General features: G+C 73.7%; 12 protein-coding genes. 8 read left to right on the top strand and 4 right to left on the bottom strand.

Translation table 11 applies throughout. The annotated features are described in order from the left end of the window. On the bottom strand, positions 1-186 hold a 186-nt coding region (locus tag DY240_RS09195; protein WP_147375255.1), incomplete at its 3' end, for a hypothetical protein. A 130-nt stretch (positions 187-316) separates the two neighbouring features. Here DY240_RS09195 and wecC point away from each other — a divergent pair. From wecC to DY240_RS09180, 3 genes are read left to right on the top strand one after another with little or no spacing between them, the layout of a single operon-like run. Further along, on the top strand, positions 317-1,564 hold the full coding sequence (gene wecC / locus DY240_RS09190) for a UDP-N-acetyl-D-mannosamine dehydrogenase (protein WP_119659633.1): 1,248 nt from the start codon (positions 317-319) through the stop codon (positions 1,562-1,564). Beyond that, positions 1,564-2,214 carry a hypothetical protein gene (locus tag DY240_RS09185; RefSeq protein ID WP_147375254.1) on the top strand — a complete coding sequence of 217 codons (651 nt, stop codon included), beginning with the start codon at positions 1,564-1,566 and terminating at the stop codon, positions 2,212-2,214. Before wecC ends, DY240_RS09185 begins: the two co-directional genes overlap by 1 nt. Next, the gene (locus DY240_RS09180; RefSeq protein WP_119659631.1) at positions 2,211-4,391 is read left to right on the top strand and encodes a glycosyltransferase family protein; all 2,181 of its coding nucleotides are present in this window, start codon (positions 2,211-2,213) and stop codon (positions 4,389-4,391) included. Before DY240_RS09185 ends, DY240_RS09180 begins: the two co-directional genes overlap by 4 nt. Positions 4,392-4,960: 569 nt before the next feature. Here the strand turns inward: DY240_RS09180 and wecB are convergent. Next, entirely contained in the window at positions 4,961-6,103 is a 1,143-nt protein-coding gene (wecB, locus tag DY240_RS09175) for a non-hydrolyzing UDP-N-acetylglucosamine 2-epimerase (protein WP_119659630.1), read from the bottom strand. Positions 6,104-6,269: 166 nt separating this feature from the next. On the opposite strand from wecB, the gene DY240_RS32765 reads away from it, so the two are divergent. The 3 genes from DY240_RS32765 to DY240_RS09160 all read left to right on the top strand — a co-directional run bounded on the left by DY240_RS32765 (position 6,270) and on the right by DY240_RS09160 (position 10,731). Then, on the top strand, positions 6,270-7,346 hold the full coding sequence (locus DY240_RS32765; RefSeq protein ID WP_199701135.1) for a class I SAM-dependent methyltransferase: 1,077 nt from the start codon (positions 6,270-6,272) through the stop codon (positions 7,344-7,346). 132 nt (positions 7,347-7,478) lie between these two features. Then, positions 7,479-9,500 carry an FG-GAP-like repeat-containing protein gene (locus DY240_RS09165; RefSeq protein ID WP_147375253.1) on the top strand — a complete coding sequence of 674 codons (2,022 nt, stop codon included), beginning with the start codon at positions 7,479-7,481 and terminating at the stop codon, positions 9,498-9,500. A 1-nt stretch (position 9,501) separates the two neighbouring features. Next, complete coding sequence (locus DY240_RS09160; RefSeq protein ID WP_119659628.1) at positions 9,502-10,731, top strand: SpoIID/LytB domain-containing protein; 1,230 nt, start codon at positions 9,502-9,504, stop codon at positions 10,729-10,731. Between the two features lie 13 nt (positions 10,732-10,744). Here DY240_RS09160 and DY240_RS09155 read toward each other — a convergent pair whose 3' ends face one another. Beyond that, positions 10,745-11,881, bottom strand: a complete 1,137-nt coding sequence (locus DY240_RS09155; protein ID WP_119659627.1) for an epoxide hydrolase family protein — start codon at positions 11,879-11,881, stop codon at positions 10,745-10,747. A 136-nt stretch (positions 11,882-12,017) separates the two neighbouring features. Between DY240_RS09155 and DY240_RS09150 the strand changes: the two genes are divergently transcribed. Beyond that, positions 12,018-13,238, top strand: a complete 1,221-nt coding sequence (locus DY240_RS09150) for a metallophosphoesterase family protein (RefSeq protein ID WP_119659626.1) — start codon at positions 12,018-12,020, stop codon at positions 13,236-13,238. A 12-nt stretch (positions 13,239-13,250) separates the two neighbouring features. Here DY240_RS09150 and DY240_RS09145 read toward each other — a convergent pair whose 3' ends face one another. After that, positions 13,251-15,209: an acetoacetate--CoA ligase gene (locus DY240_RS09145; protein ID WP_119659625.1), complete on the bottom strand. Its 1,959-nt coding sequence runs from the start codon at positions 15,207-15,209 to the stop codon at positions 13,251-13,253. Positions 15,210-15,316: 107 nt separating this feature from the next. On the opposite strand from DY240_RS09145, the gene DY240_RS09140 reads away from it, so the two are divergent. Then, positions 15,317-16,225, top strand: a complete 909-nt coding sequence (locus DY240_RS09140) for a hypothetical protein (protein ID WP_119659624.1) — start codon at positions 15,317-15,319, stop codon at positions 16,223-16,225. The last annotated feature ends 11 nt before the right edge of the window (positions 16,226-16,236 follow it).

The following is a 16,236-nucleotide window of genomic DNA, read 5'->3' as shown; positions in this document are numbered from 1 at the left end:
CGCGGGCCGGACCCGCGGCGAGCCGCCGCCGAGCCGGGCCACGTAGGCGTCGACCCGGCGCGGCAGCCGCCGCCGCATGGCCTTGACCTGCGGGCGGAACGGGCGCAGGAGCGCGCGGACGGGGCCGCGGAGCGCGCGGAGCACGAGTCGGCGTGGCGCGCGGACCAGGGGCTTGAGCTGCGACATCGAATGGCTTTCGTCGGGGTGGTCGGCAACGCGGGCGAGTGCCGTCGGTCCGCCCGCTCGGTGCTTAGACTACTTCGGGACACAGCGCTCCGGTGGGCGCATCTCAGCGCCCTGGTGAGGAGAGAACGACATGAGCGCGCATTCGCGCATCGTGGTGGTCGGGCTCGGGTACATCGGCCTCCCGACGGCTGCCGTGCTGGCCCGCGCCGGCTGCCGGGTCACCGGCGTCGACCTCGACCAGCACAAGGTCGACGCCGTCAACGACGGCACCCTGCCGTTCGTCGAGCCCGATCTGGACCACGTGCTGCGCGACGTCGTGGCGGCCGGCCGGCTCGACGCCAGCACCGAGGTGCCGGCGGCCGACACCTACATCGTCGCCGTGCCCACGCCGTTCCTCGAGGACAAGACGGCCGACCTCGGCTACGTGCTCGCCGCGGCCCGGTCCATCGCGCCGCGGCTCACCGGCGGCGAGCTGGTCATCCTCGAGTCCACCTCGCCGCCCGGCACCACGCGGCGCATGGCCGAGGAGATCGTGGCCGCCAACCCGGCGTTGAGCCTCGACGGCGCCGACGGGCGGCCGGTCATCCACGTCGCGCACTGCCCGGAGCGGGTGCTGCCCGGACGCATCATGACCGAGCTGGTCGAGAACGACCGCATCATCGGCGGGCTCACCGACGAGGCGTCGCAGCGGGCCAAGGAGCTGTACGAGCGGTTCTGCCGCGGCGAGCTGCTGCTCACCGACGCGGTCACCGCGGAGCTGGCCAAGCTGACGGAGAACTCCTTCCGCGACGTCAACATCGCCTTCGCCAACGAGCTGTCGCTCATCTGCGACCGCCTCGGCGTCGACGTGTGGCGGCTGATCGAGCTGGCCAACCACCACCCGAGGGTGAACGTCCTGCAGCCCGGACCGGGCGTCGGCGGGCACTGCATCGCCGTCGACCCCTGGTTCATCGTGTCCGCCGCACCCGAGGAGGCCCGGCTCATCCGCACGGCGCGCCAGGTCAACGACGGCAAGTCCGGCTACGTCGTGGGCCGGGCGGTCGAGGCGGTGGCCGGGACCGGCGCGTCGACGGTGGCCGCGCTGGGGCTGGCGTTCAAGGCCAACATCGACGACCTCCGCGAGTCGCCGGCCCGGCAGATCGTCCGCGACCTCGCCGGCGAGCTGCCCGGCTGCCGCGTGCTGGCGGTCGAACCGCACGTCGAGAAGCTGCCGGCCGACCTCGCCGAGCTGCCCAACGTCGAGCTCACCGACGCCGCGGCCGCGGTCGCCGCCGCCGACGTCGTCCTGCTGCTGGTCGACCACGACGAGTTCCGCGGCATCGACCGGTCCGAGCTCGACGGCAAGCGCGTCATCGACACGAAGGGGCTGTGGCGCTGATGCCCGCTTCGCTGCCCGTCCGCGCCGTCCGCAAGGCCCGCCGCATCGTCCGCGGCCGCCGTCGTCACCGCGAGGTCGCCGACTCGCCGTTCCGCGCGGCCGAGCGCATCCTGTCGCCGCGCTACCCCGAGCATCTGCTCACCGAGCCCGACGACGAGCCCGAGACCGACACCGTCGAGGCGCCGCCCGCCGACGACGACGCCGCCCGCCGCTCGCCGGTGCCCGTCACCCGCGCGGCCGGCGTGCTGACGCCCGGCACGGCCCGGCGGCTGAGCGAGGTCCTCGCCGTTACCGCCGTCTCGCCCGGGGCGCGGGCGCTCGGCGCCCGGGTCGAGCCCGGCGACGTGCTGGTGGTCGAGCGGGCCGCGTTGCAGTCCGGCCCGTGGAGCACCGCCGAGACCTCCTCGGGCACGGCCCTGCTGCTGGAGATCCTCGACTGGTGCGCCGAGGCGCGCGAGGTGGAGGCGCCGGTCGTCCTGCTCGACTCCGGCGACCCGCCGAACGTCGGCACCAACCTGCTGCGCGGCGCCGCCGATGTCGTGCTCCCGCGGCCCCAGCAGGTCGACCCCGTGCTCGGTCCCGTGCCCATGTCGCCGGTCGTGAGCCTGCTCGACCGCATCGCCCGCGCCGCCGTCGAGGGAGACCGATGAGCCACCAGCCCACCACCGTCGAGCGCCGCGTCCTGCTCTACGGCGACGGCAACATCAACCTCATCGACGGCTCGACCATCTGGCTGGTCTCCATGGCGCAGGTGCTCGCGCGGACGAACTCGCACGTCACGCTGCTGTTGAAGGCCCGGGTCGTGTCGCGCAAGATGCTCGAGCCGCTCGACGGCCTCGACAACGTCACCGTCGTCGACCCGTTCGAGGGTCTCGGCGACGCCGTGCCGCCGAACAAGCTGCTGTCCATCGAGGAGGTCGCCCACCGGATCGTGGAGCTCGACCGCGCCCGGCGGTTCGACAAGATCATCTCGCGTGGTTTCGGGATCTCGAACGAACTGGCCCGCACCCACGAGTTCGACGGCCGGCTGTGGCCGTACGTCATCGACCTCCCCGAGCCGGGCACCGATCCCACGCCGGAGCGGCTGCGCGACCTCGAGGAGATCGCGCTGGCCTCCGAGCGCATGCTCGTGCAGACCGAGGACTCCCGCTCCTACATGGAGTACCGCGTGCCGGCGTCGGCCGGGAAGTGCGTCGTCATCAACCCGATGATCCCCGACGACCTCGGCCCGCTGCCCGGCCGCACGGCGCCGTCGGCCGGCCGGCTCCAGGGCGTCTACGCCGGTAAGTTCGCCGAGGGCTGGAAGACGCTGGAGCTGTGCGACGTGCCGGGGCTGCTGGCCGAGCGCGGCGTCCGGCTGTCGCTGTCGATGATCGGCGACAAGATCATGCACTCGGTCCGCACGCCCACCTGGCGCGCCCGCATGAAGGCCGCGGTCACCTCCAGCCCGGGCGTCCAGTGGGCCGGCGGGCTCTCCCGCGACGACGCCATGGCCTACTCCAAGACCGCCGACATCGGGTTCAGCTGGCGGGCGCAGGAGCTGGACTCCACCCACGAGCTGTCCACCAAGGTGCTCGAGTACTGCGCCATGGGCGTGGCGCCGGTGGTCAACCGCATCGCCGCCCACGTCGAGCTGCTGGGCGAGGACTACCCGCTGTTCGTCGACGCCTCGCTCGAGTCGGTGCTCGACGCGGTCGAACGGGTCGCCCGCGACCCCGACCTGCTCGAGCAGGCGCGCAAGAAGGCGATGGACGCCATCGACCACTACCGCATGGCCACCACCGTCCGGCGCATCCACGCGGCGCTGCGGGCCACCGAGACGCCGCCACGGGTGACGCTGGCCGGCGGCCGGCCGGTCCTGCTGGTCGGCGCCGACCTGTCGGCCTCGCGCGGCGTGCACACCGTGCTGCACCAGACCGCCGGCGACGTACGGGTCGCCGAATGGGACCCGTCGTTGAAGGGCCAGGAGCAGCCGCGCTACGACGAGCTGTCCGCCGCCGGCGTGGTCGTCGTCGAGGACGCCGTGCCGTACCTGCCGTGGGCCACCCGGCGCAAGGCGGAGGGCCAGCGGCTGGTCGCGCACATCCGCGACCTGCGCGCCGACGAGCTCGCGCTGCGCGAGGCGCGGCTGGAGGAGATCGACGCGTTCGTCTTCCAGGCCGCGCCCGACCTCGCCGCCTTCGCCGCCACGTTCGACGTCCCGGCCGAGCGGCTGCACCACGCGCCGCTCCCGGTCGACGTCGCCTACCTCGACCGTCCCGGCCTGCCCGGCCGCCAGTTCCGGGTCGGCGTCCTCGACCTGCGCCCGTCGGCGGCCCGGCCCGACACCGCCGTCACGGCGCTGCGCGGCCTGCTCGCCGCCGACGACCGCTTCAGCCTGCACGTGCGCGACCACCTGCCCTGGGAAGCGGCGCACCTCCCCGACGACCAGCTCGAGCGCGACTACTACCAGGCGCTGGTCGCCGGCTTGGCCGCGGAGCCGGAGCTGGCGGCGCGCATCGCGTTCGAGCGGCCCGACGCCGACCTGCCGACGTGGTACCGGAAGATCGGCTGGCTGCTGGTCCCGCGCCGCCGCGGCCGCCTCGACCCCCGCGTCGTCGAGGCGCAGGCCGCCGGGGTGGTGGTCCGGACGCCGGTCGAGCCGGGCGCGGCCGAACTGTACGGCGACGACGCACCGTACGAGTCGCTGGACGCGCTGGTCCGCTCGATCGCCGCGGCCACCGACTCCGCCGAGTTCGCCAAGCTCAGCGCGGCGTCGCGGCTGCGCGCGGCCGGCCACGACCTCCCCGCCGCCGCATCGGCCTGGGACGCCGCCCTCACCGGCTGACGTTCGCCGTTGTTGGGGTGTTGGCTGGGCTCCCCGTCCCCCTGCTGCCCCATTCTCTTGCCGCGCAACCGCGCCTCAAGCGGACCAATTGGGCGCTTCGCGCCGACGCGGATCCGCTTGACCCGCGGTTGCGCGGCCAAGAACGGGCAGCTATCAGGGGGACGGGGAGGATGTGGGCACGCCTCACCGTTCCTGTGCCCGTTTCGCGTGATTTGTCGGGCTGTGGACAGCGATGATCATCCACGATCGTCTACATCACTAGGATTCCGCGAGCATCAACATGTCTGTAGGCGTGTTGACGCTGGGGTAATCCTCGTGATGGCCCCCGAATCACGGTGAAATCTCACCAGGCGGACGCTCAACGACACCAACGCCACACCGTAACGGCCCCGTCGCCGCTCTTCCCCCGTCCCCCTGATAGCTGCCCGTTCTTTGCCGCGTCCGCGCGGGTCAAGCGGTCATCATCGGCGCGAAGCGCCTCCATAGTCCGCTTGAGGCGCGCGTACGCGGCCAAGACAATCGGGCAGCAGGGGGACGGGCCCAACGCCACACACCAGGTCAACCCGGCCTCACCCGCTGAAGTCGGGCAGCCGGCTGCCGAGGCCGAACAGCGACCGGACGGCGGCGACGGAGCGGGCGGTGGCACGGCCGTCGCCGTAGGGGTTGACGGCGTGCGCCAGGGCCGCGTGGGCGGCCGGGTCGAGGTAGAGCCGCTCGACCTCCTTGACGACGCGGTTCTCGTCGGTGCCGATGAGGCGGACGGTGCCGGCCTCGACCGCCTCGGGGCGCTCGGTGTTGTCGCGCATGACCAGCACCGGCTTGCCCAGGCTGGGCGCCTCCTCCTGGATGCCGCCGGAGTCGGTGAGGACGATGTGCGCGGCGGCGAGGACGGTGGCGAACTCCGCGTAGGACAACGGCTCGGTGATGATGACGTTCGGCCGGCCGGCGAGCATGGGCACCAACGCCTCGCGGACCACGGGGTTGCGGTGCACCGGCAGCACGACGGTGAGCTCCGGGTGCGCCGCGCTGATCCGGGCCAGTGCCCGGCCCACGCCGGCCATGGCCGCGCCCCAGCTCTCCCGGCGATGGCTGGTGACCAGCAGGATCGGCGCCTCCGCCGCGACCAGGTCGGCGAGCCGCGGGTCGGCCGGTGGCACCGGGCGGGCGGCGGTCGCGAGCAGGGCGTCGATGACGGTGTTGCCGGTGACGACGACGGTGTCGGGGTCGATGCCCTCGCGCAGCAGGTTGGCCCGGCTGCGCGCCGTCGGCGCCAGGTGCAGCGTGGTGAGCTGCGAGGTCAGGCGGCGGTTCGCCTCCTCGGGGAACGGCGCGGCGAGGTCGCCGGAACGCAGCCCGGCCTCGACGTGGACCACGGGGACGCCCCGGTAGAACGCCGCCAGCGCGGCCGCCGTGGACGTCGTCGTGTCGCCCTGGACGACCACCGCGTGCGGGGCCTCCTCGGCCAGGACCGGGTCGAACCGCTCCATGATGCGGGCGGTGATGCCGGCCAGCGTCTGTCCCGGCTGGATGATGTCGAGGTCGTGCCGGGGGACGATCCCGAACAGCTCGTTGACCTGGTCGAGCATCTCGCGGTGCTGGCCGGTCACGACGGGCACCGACGTGACGTCGGGCTCGCCGGCGAGGGCCTCGAGCACCGGTGCGAGCTTGATCGCCTCGGGGCGCGTCCCGTAGACGGTCATGATCTTCAGCACGGGGGTGACCCTTCGTTCGGTCGGCCGGTCGGAAAGCAGCGCCCCCACGGTAGACGCTGCCCGTTCCGCACGCCCCGCGAGGCTCCGCCGGAATCGGCCGTATTCGGCGCTAAGCTGTGGTCTTTTCCGCCCGCCGGTCGGGCGGCCGAGTGCTGGATGGTGACCCATGGCTACGGTGCCGGTCCGCAAGGTGGCGCTGGTCGTCGGTGCTGCGGCGGTCGCCGCGTCGCTCGTCACGCTGGGTGTCGTGCTGGCCGGCGAGGTCGCCGTCGCACAGGGCCTGCTGCTGGTCGTCGGGTTCGGGCTGACTGCCGCCGTGGTCGTCCTCGGGGCCCTGGTGGTGCAGCTCAAGCGCAGTGTGTCGGCGGTCGCGGCGCGGCACACCCGGCAACTGTCCGAGCTGCACCAGACGCTGCGCGGCGCCCTGGCGGTCAACGCCGAGACGGCCCATGCCCAGGGCCAGGCGCTGGACTCCGCCGTCGCCGCGGTCACCGCCGCGGTCGAGCAGACCGCGGCCCGGCTGGAGCCGCCCATCGCGGCCACCGGGAAGCGGCTGGACGAGGTCGGCGCCGACGTCGCCGCGGGCCGGGCCGACACCGCGCAGACCTACTGGCAGATCGAGGCGCTGCTCGACCTTCGCACCATGCTCCAGCCGCGCGCGCTCATGCCGCCGCTGCGCGACTGGGCCGCCTCGCCCGACGTGCTGCGCTGGCTGGCCGAGTACGTCGTCTCGCACCGCCCGGCGGTGGTCGTCGAGTGCGGCAGCGGAGCGTCCAGCCTGGTCCTGGGCTACGCGGTGCAGAAGGCCGGCCGCGGCCGAGTGGTCGCGCTCGAACACGACGCCGCGTACGCCGAGGTCACCGCCCGGCGGGTCGCCGACCACGGGCTGCAGGACGTCGTCGAGGTGCGGCATGCGCCGCTCACGCCCTGGCCGGGGCCCGACGAGCGCGAGTGGAACTGGTACGACGTGAACTCCGTGAAGGATCTCGACGGCATCGGCCTGGTGTTCGTCGACGGCCCGCCCGCCGGGACCGGCCCGCTGGCCCGCTATCCCGCGTTGCCGGTGCTGCTGCCGCACTGTGCCGACGAGGTGACGTTCGTCCTCGACGACACCATCCGGCCCGACGAGGTCGAGGTCAGCGGCCGCTGGATGCAGGAACACCCGCAGTTCGTGCGCCAGCAGCTGCGGGCCGACAAGGGCATGCACGTCCTGACCCGCCGGCCGGACGGCGCTCCCGGCTGAATCCGCTCGCCCCCGCTCCCCGTGACCGTCCCGGTCGCGGGGAGATTCGTCTGCGCATTCGGCTTGTGGATGCTCTCGAGACGTATGAGACTGCTGTTACTAGAGTGTCGCGGGAGTCTGCCGGGGTGTGTCATGGTCCATTCGAGAGCCACGCGAACGGGGGTCGGGCTCGTCGTCGCCGCGGCGATGTCCGTCCCGGGTCCGGCCTCGCCGTCCACCGCGGCCGAGCCGCCGCCGGGCGCCGTCGTGCCGGAAGCGGAGCCGGACGGCACGCCGCTGCGCGGCGCTGAACCGGTCCCGGCGGGCGTCGCCCCCGTCGAATCGGTCCCGCCGCCCGACGCACCGCTCGTACGGGCCGCGCCGGCTCCGGCCGACGACGGCCTGCAGACCGTCGCGCTCCTTCCGGCCGCCGCGGGCGGCGTGGCCCGCCTGAGGCCGACGTCCGTGCGGACCGGCGCGCTCGCCGTCGAGCCGTTCCAAGCGGTGGGCGTCACCTGGGCCGGAGGTGCGGATCCGCAGGCCTGGGTTCGTGTGCGCGCCGACGGCGACACCGAGTGGTCGCCGTGGTACGAGCTGCACGGCGACGACGAGCACGCACCCGAGCCGGGCACCGCCGAGGCCGCCACCGCGACGCGGGACGGCACCGACCCGCTGCTGGTGCCGTCGTCGGACGAGGTCGAGGTCACCGTCGCGGCGTCCGGCGGGTCGTCGCTGCCACGTGACCTGCGGCTGGACCTCATCGACCCGGGTGCGGACCCGGCGTCGCCGGCCGCGGAGTCGACGGCGGAGACCGACGCGGAGTCCGACCTGGACCTGGCGGCGGCGCGGCCCACGATCCGCAGCCGCGCGCAGTGGGGCGCCGACGAGACGCTGCGCGCCGAACCGCCGGAGTTCGGCGTGGTGCACGGCGCGTTCGTGCACCACACGGTCAGCGCCAACGCGTACGCCGCCGAGGACGTCCCGGCCATGATCCGGTCGATCTACAGCTTCCACGTGCGCTCACGTGGCTGGAACGACATCGGCTACAACTTCATCGTCGACCGGTTCGGCCGGCTGTGGGAAGGCCGTTACGGGGGCGTCACCCGGGCCGTGGTCGGCGCCCACACGCAGGGCTACAACGACGACGCGTTCGCCGTCTCAGCGCTGGGCACGTACCAGGACACGCCGCCGAGCAACGCGCTGCTGCGGGCGACCAGCAGCCTGATCGGCTGGAAGTTCGACGTCCACGGCGTCAACCCGCTGCGGGCGGCCGACTACGACGGCGAGCGCTGGACGCCGATCGCCGGCCACCGCGACGCCGCCGCGACCGCCTGCCCCGGCGACGAGCTGTACTCCCGCCTGAGCCTGATCCGGGCCGGCACCCTGCGCGCCATGGGCATCGGGGGCGACGCCACCGGTGGCCGCGACCTCGACGGCGCCAGCTTCGGCGACATCGTGGCGCGGCAGCGCCTGGGCGGCTCGCTGTGGCTGTGGCCCGGCCGCTGGAGCGGCGGATTCGGCTTGCGCGTCTCGATCGGCGTGGGCTGGGACGTCATGGACGTCAAGCTGCTCCCCGGCGACCTCGACGGCGACGGCCGCGACGACCTGCTGGCCCGGCGCCGCATCGACGGCACCATGTGGTTCTATCCGGGCATCGACGGCGGCCGGCTCGGCCGGGCGGTCCGGCTGGGCAGCGGCTGGTCGGTCTTCGATGCGCTCGCGGCGGTCGGCGACTGGAACGGCGACGGCCGGCCCGACATCGTCGCCCGGCACCGCAACGGCAGCCTGGTGCTGTACGCCGGCAACGGCGCCGGCGGGCTGCTCAGCGGCCGCACCATCGGGAACGGCTGGCAGGTCATGACCGCGATCGTCGGGCCGGGCGACTGGAACGCCGACGGCGCACCCGACGTCATCGCGCGCCGCGGCGACGGCGTGCTGCTGCTCTACCCGGGCACCGGCACCGGCGGCTTCGGCTCGCCGCGGCAGATCGGGTCCGGCTGGAACGGCATGACCGGCATCACCGGCGGCGCCGACGTCAACGGCGACGGCGTGGTCGACCTGCTGGCCTGGACGTCCGGCGGCATCCTGTACGCCTACCCCGGCAACGGCCGCGGCGGCTTCCTGCCGCGCGTCCAGTACGGTGGCGGCTGGAACGCCTTCGACCTGCGCAGCTGAGATGAGCCGCAGCCGAGCGGCCTGGGCCGCGGTCGCCGTCCTTCTCACGGCACTCGTCCCGGCGGCCCCGGCGGCCGCCGCCGAGGTCGTCACGCTGCCGTCGTCGGGCGAGGTCGCGATCGAGGGCCGGGGGTTCGGCCACGGCCGCGGCATGTCGCAGTGGGGCGCGTACGGGGCCGCCGTCAGCGGGCTGTCCTACGAGCGCATCCTCGCGCACTACTACCGCGGGGCCGAGCTCGTCACCCGCGACGACATCCAGCTGCGGGTCCGCATCACCGCCGACACCGACGGCGAGACCTGGGTCGTGGCCTCGGCCGGCATGACGGCGTCCGCCGGCGGAGGCGCGGCGCAGGCGCTGCCGTCGTCGCTGGGCGGCCGGCCGGTCACCGCGTGGCGCGTGCTGGCCGGGCGGTCCGGCCTGGTGCTGCAGGGCTACGCCCGGGAGTGGCACCCGGTGGCGCTCGGCGGGGCGGCGGCTCACAGCGGGCCGGTCCGGTTCGCCTCGCCCTCCGGCGTCGTGCGGCTCATGCTCGGTCCCACGCACCGCGAGTACCGCGGCGCCGTCGAGGCGGTCGCGGTCGGCTCCGCCGTCGGCACCCGCGTGGTCGCCTCGCTGGAGTCGTACCTGCGCAGCGTCGTGCCGGCGGAGATGCCGGCGAGCTGGCCGGCGGCGGCGGTGCGGGCGCAGGCGGTGGCGGCCCGCAGCTACGCCCGCTGGCAGCGCACCGAGGAGCCGGGCGACTGGTACGACACCTGCGACAGCACCCGCTGCCAGGTCTTCGACGGCGTCGCCGACTACACGGCCGCGGGCGAGCTCTTGCGCCGCCACGAGCATCCGGCGAGCGACGCCGCGGTGGCGGCGACCGCGGGGCGGCTGCTGATCCACGACGGGATCCCCGTCTTCGCCCAGTTCGGCTCGGCGAACGGCGGCTGGACGGTGCGGGGGAGCCGGCCGTACCTGCGGGCGTTCGAGGACCCGTACGACGGCGTCGTCTCCGGCTCGCCGCACACCTGGCGCGCGACGGTGCCGGTCGACCGCATCGCGGCCGCCTACCCGGGCGTGGGCCGTCCGGCCTCCATCACCGTGACCGGCCGCGACGGGCTGGGCGCCTGGGGCGGGCGCGTCACGTCGCTGGTGATCCGCGGCAGCGCCGGCTCCGTCGAGGTCACCGGCGAGCAGTTCCGCATCGCGCTGGGGCTGCGCAGCGCGTGGTGGCGCGCGGCCGGCTGAGCGCGACAGGCCGTCAGCGGACCAGGCGGAAGAACGTCCTGATCTCGTCGACGACGGTGCCGGGCTGCTCGAGGGCGGCGAAGTGGCCGCCGCGGGCGGGCTCGCTCCAGTGCCGGATGTTCGTGAAGCGCCGCTGCGCCCACCGCCGGGACGGCCGTTGCAGCTCCTTCGGGAACACCGTGCACCCGGCGGGGACGTCGACGGCGACGCCCGTGCTGCCGGAGATCCACTCGTCGACCTGGCGGATGCTCTCCCAGTACAGCCGCGCGGCGGAGGCTCCGGCGGCGGGCAGCCAGTAGAGCATGACGGTGTCGAGCAGCTCGTCGCGGGTGACGACGGCGTCGAGGTCGCCGTCGTGGTCGGTCCAGAACCAGAACTTCTCCGCGATCCAGGCGCACAGGGCCGCCGGTGAGTCGACCAGCCCGTAGCCGACGGTCTGGGGCCGGGTGGCCTGCTGGCGCGAGTAGCCCGAGCCCCACTGGTCGGCCTCGCGCAGGCTGTCCAGCGCCGCCCGCTCGGCGTCGGTGAGGTCGTCGAAGGTGGCGGGGTCGGGCGGGGCCAGCGGCGGCATGAGGTGGATCCCGGCGACGCGGTCGGGATGGGCGACGCCGAGCAGCGTCGACACCGTCGTGCCCCAGTCGCCGCCCTGTGCGCCGTAGCGGTGGTAGCCGAGCCGCTCCATCAGCGTGGCCCACGCCGCGGCGATGCGCTCGACGCCCCAGCCGGTGCGGGCCGGCTTGTCGCTGAAGCCGTAGCCGGGCAGCGACGGGACGACGACGTGGAAGGCATCGGCGGGGTCGGGCGGGTTCGTCAGCGGGCCGATGACCTTGCGGAACTCGAGGATCGAGCCCGGCCAGCCGTGCGTCAGCACCAGCGGGAACGCGTCGTCGTGCGGGGAGCGGACGTGCAGCAGGTGGAGGCCCAGCCCGTCGATCTCGGTGCGGAACTGCGGCTGGGCGTTGAGCCAGGCCTCCGCGCGGCGCCAGTCGTACGCCGTCGCCCAGTACTCGCAGAGCTGGCGCAGGTAGTCCAGCGGCACGCCCTGGGACCAGTCGTCGACGGTGGCCGGCTCGGGCCAGCGGGTAGCGCGCAGCCGGGCGCGCAGGTCGTCGAGCTGCGACTGCGGGACGGTGACGCGGAACGGTTCCACGCGGACGACCCTACGGGCGGGCACCGACAGGTTCGGGTGCGCTTCATCCACTCATCACCGAGGCGACGGCTGCTGGTGCCCGCCGGTCGCTAGCGTCCCCGGCACCACCACCGCGGCACACGAGACGAGGGGCGCCATGACCGAGCACGACCAGCAGTCGACCGAGCAGCACGCCGAGACCGCACCCGGCTGGGACCGGCGCGACTTCGTCCGGATGGGCGGCCTGGGCACCGCCGCCCTGGCACTCGGCGCCACCGGAGCGCTCACGGGCGCCGCGCCGGCCGGCGCCGCGGACGAGGACCGGCCGCTGCGGTTCACGGCCGACGGCACGTTCAAGATCGTCCAGTTCAATGACACCCAGGACGACGAGCGCATCGACCGCCGCACGATCGAGCTGATGGAGAAGGTCCTCGACACCGAGCAGCCGGACCTCGTCGTCCACAACGGCGACAACATCACCGGCGGCTGCGCGAACGCCACCGAGATGAAGCAGGCGATGAACAACATCGTCCAGCCGATGGAGGAGCGCGGGATCCCGTGGGTGATCACCTACGGCAACCACGACGAGGACTCCACGCCCGAGACCGGCATGGACGAGGAGGACATGCTGGCCTTCTACCGGTCCTACCGCCACAACCTCAACCAGCCCAGCCCACGCGGCGTCACCGGCTCGGGCAACATGAACCTGCTGATCCGCGGCGCACGCGGGCAGCGTCCGGTGTTCAACCTGTTCCTGCTCGACAGCGGCCGCTACGCCCCGTCGGCCATCGCCGGACAGGACTTCGCCGGCTACCCGACGTGGGACTGGCTGCGGATGAACCAGGTGCACTGGTACACCGAGACCTCCGAGCTGGTCGAGAAGCGGGCCGGGCAGAAGGTGCCGGCGCTGATGTTCATCCACATCCCGCTGTGGGAGTACCGCTTCATGTGGTTCGCCAGCGTCGACAGCCGCACCGCCGCCGACCACGAGCGCGCCGTCGCCAAGCACGGCATCGTCGGCGAGCGCAACGAGGACGAGTGCCCCGGCCCGTTCAACAGCGGCATGTTCTCCGCCATCCTCGACCGCGGCGACGTCCGCGGCGTGTTCTGCGGCCACGACCACGTCAACACCTACGTGGGCAACTACTACGGCGTCATGCTCGGCTATTCGGGCAACACCGGCTTCGGCACCTACGGGCTCAGCGGCGCCGAGCGGAACCGGCTGCGCGGCGCCCGGGTCTTCAACCTCACCCAGCAGGACGGCGACGTCGACATCGAGACGCACATGGTGTTCGCGGGCGACCTCGGCATCGACCTCACCGCCAACGACCAGAGCATCGACCCGCTCCCGCTGCCCGAGGGTCGCCGCCGGAAGTAGGCGACGACGGCGTCAGCGTGCGGCCAGGGCGACGAACGGGTCGAGGGCCGACGGGTTGCGCAGCGCCTCGCGGCTGACCGCCTTCTCCGGTGCCACGCCGGCGAGGATCCGCTTCACCGGCACCTCGCACTTCTTGCCCGTCAGGGTCCGCGGCACGTCGTCGACCACCAGGAAGCGGTCGGGGACGTGCCGCGGCGACAGCTCCGCGCGCAGCGACGCCCGCAGCTCCGCCTCGACGTCGGCCGGCGACGCGCCGGGCGCCAGGACCAGGAAGCAGAGCAGTTCGCCGTCGGAGGAGCCCGCGCCGGAGGTGTCGATGACCAGCGAGTCGAGCACCGCGGGGTGGCCCTCGACGACGCGGTAGAACTCCGCGGTCCCCATGCGGACGCCGCCGCGGTTCAGTGTGGAGTCGCTGCGGCCGTGGATGACGGCGGACCCGCGCGGCGTGACGGTGACCCAGTCGCCGTGCCGCCACACGCCCGGGAAGTCCTCGAAGTAGGCCGCCCGCAGCCGCGAGCCGTCGGCGTCGCCCCAGAACGCGACCGGCATCGACGGCAGCGGCGCGGTGAGCACGAGCTCGCCGACCTCGCCGATGACGGGGTGCCCGTTCTCGTCGAACGCGGCCAGCGCGGCGCCGAGCGCGGGCCGCGACAGCTCGCCCAGCCACACCGGCACGTCGGGCGCCGGGCCGACGAACGCGGTGCAGGCGTCGGTGCCGCCGGAGAGGCTGGCGATCTGGACCGACGGGCCCAGGTTGCGGCTCAGCCAGCGGAAGCCGTCGGTCGACAGCGGCGCGCCCGTGCTGCCCACCGCCCGCAACGACGGCAGCGCCGACGGGTCCAGCGTCAGGCCGTCCTTGAGGCAGGCCTGCACGAACGGCGCCGACGTGCCGAAGACGGCGACCCGTTCCTCGCCGGCCATCTCCCACAGCGACCGCAGCGACGGGTGACCCGGGCTGCCGTCGTACAGCACCACCGTCGAGCCGACGAGCAGGCCGCCGATGAGGAAGTTCCACATCATCCAGCCGGTGGTGGTGAACCAGAAGAACCGCTCGCCGGGCTTGAGGTCCAGTTGCAGGCCGACCGCCTTGAGGTGCTCCAGCACGATGCCGCCGTGGCCCTGGACGATGCCCTTGGGCAGGCCGGTCGTGCCGGAGGAGTACAGCACCCAGAGCGGGTGGTCGAACGGCACCGGCTCGAAGGCCGGGTCGGCGCCGTCGTGCCGCGACAGCAGCTCGTCGACGTCCTCGGCGTCGGGCAGGGCCGCGCCGCCGAACGGGATGCCGACGACGGCGCGGACGGTGGGCAGCTGCGCCCGCAGCGCCGCCACCGTCGGCCGGACGTCGACCGCCTTGCCGTTGTAGACGTAACCGTCGCAGGCCAGGAGCACCACCGGCTCGATCTGCGCGAACCGGTCCGCCGCCGCGCGCACGCCGAAGTCGGGGGAGCAGGACGACCACACGGCGCCCAGGCTGGCCGTGGCCAGGAACGCGACCAGCGTCTGCGGTGCGTTGGGCACCAGGGCGGCCACGCGGTCGCCGCGGCGGACGCCGAGCCCGGCCAGGGCGGCCCGCATCGCGGCGACCTGCCGCCGCAGCTCGCCGTAGGTCAGCTCCGTCCGCAGCCCGTCCTCGCGCCGGAAGATGACGGCGACGTCGTCGTCGCCTCTGCCCTCGCCCGGGCGCAGCGCCTGCTCGGCGTAGTTGAGCGTCGCCCCGGGGAACCAGCGGGTGCCGGGCATCGTGAGGTCGGGCAGCACGTCGGACGGCTGGTCGTGGAACTCGACGTCGAAGAACCGGGCGACGGCGCCCCAGAACGCGGCCGGCTCGGCGACCGTCCAACGCCACAACTCGTCGTAGCCGGCGGCGTCGACGAGTCCTTCGTCGCGCAGCCAGGTGCGGAACGCGGCCATCCTGCTCCGGGCCACGGCCTCGGGATCGGGCCGCCACACGACTTCGGCGTCGTCGGTCATGCGGCTCAACCTAACGCACCGGATCGGCGGTCCGGACCGGGCTGTGCGGGCGGTTTTCGGCTGCTACATTGGGACAATTCTTCTTCTCGTGCCGCGGAGGTGGACGGATGAGGACCATCGCGACGGCTCTGGTGCTCTCGGTCGTGGCCGCAGGGCTGGCCGGCTCGGTTCCCGCGGGCGCCGCGGGCGTGCCGATCGACTGCCCGGTGAGCATGGCGAGCGTCGGCGACGACGGCCACTACCGCAGCATCGGGGTGAGCCACAGCACCGGCCAGGCACCGGAGGTCACCGACTTCGGGGCCGTCAGCGGGCTGACGTCCATCCGGTCGTTGGCCACCGGGAGCTTCGACGCCGACACCATGATCCCCGAGGAGTCGTTCCAGGAGACGACCCACCTCGGCACCGGCACCAACGTGATCTTCCGGCTGGTCGCCCGGGCCGACAACGACGGGGTGCGGGCCACCGCCGAGAACCTGGCGTCGCGGTGGGGCGGCTTCCGCCGGACGGTGATGGCCAGCTCGCTGCTGCCGAACAGCTACCTCTACGCGCTGCACGACAGCGGCTACCTGTACCGCTACCTCGCCACGTCCGGGCCCTACGGTCCGGCGCCGACCGCCGCCGGGCGGGTGGCCGGCTTCGGCACCGTGCGCGACATCACGCTGATCGGCCGCACGCCGCAGTACGACGCGTTGCTCGCCAACACCACCACCGGCCGGCTGATCCTCGTCAAGATCCCCACGACCGCCCGGATGACCGCGACGACCACCACCATCCGCAGCCGGACGTGGCAGGTCTTCGACCACCTGGCGATCGGCAACTGCTCCGACGCCTCCGGCGGCACCGTGACGACGCTGATCGGGGTCAACAGCGCCACCGGCGAGGCGTACGCCTACCGCATGGGCTTCGTCCGCGACGCCAGTACGCCCATCCAGAGCCTCGGCCGGCTGGCCGGTACGTGGCGCTACCCGACCCTGACCACCGTGTTCGAGGCCACCAGCCACCCGCGCGGCGCCTGAGGTCGTCGGAC

Source organism: Jiangella rhizosphaerae (assembly GCF_003579925.1).
GTDB classification, from domain to species: Bacteria; Actinomycetota; Actinomycetes; order Jiangellales; family Jiangellaceae; genus Jiangella; species Jiangella rhizosphaerae.
The sequence above is the reverse complement of the archived record's forward strand: the minus strand, read 5'-3'. Positions and strand labels throughout refer to the sequence as shown.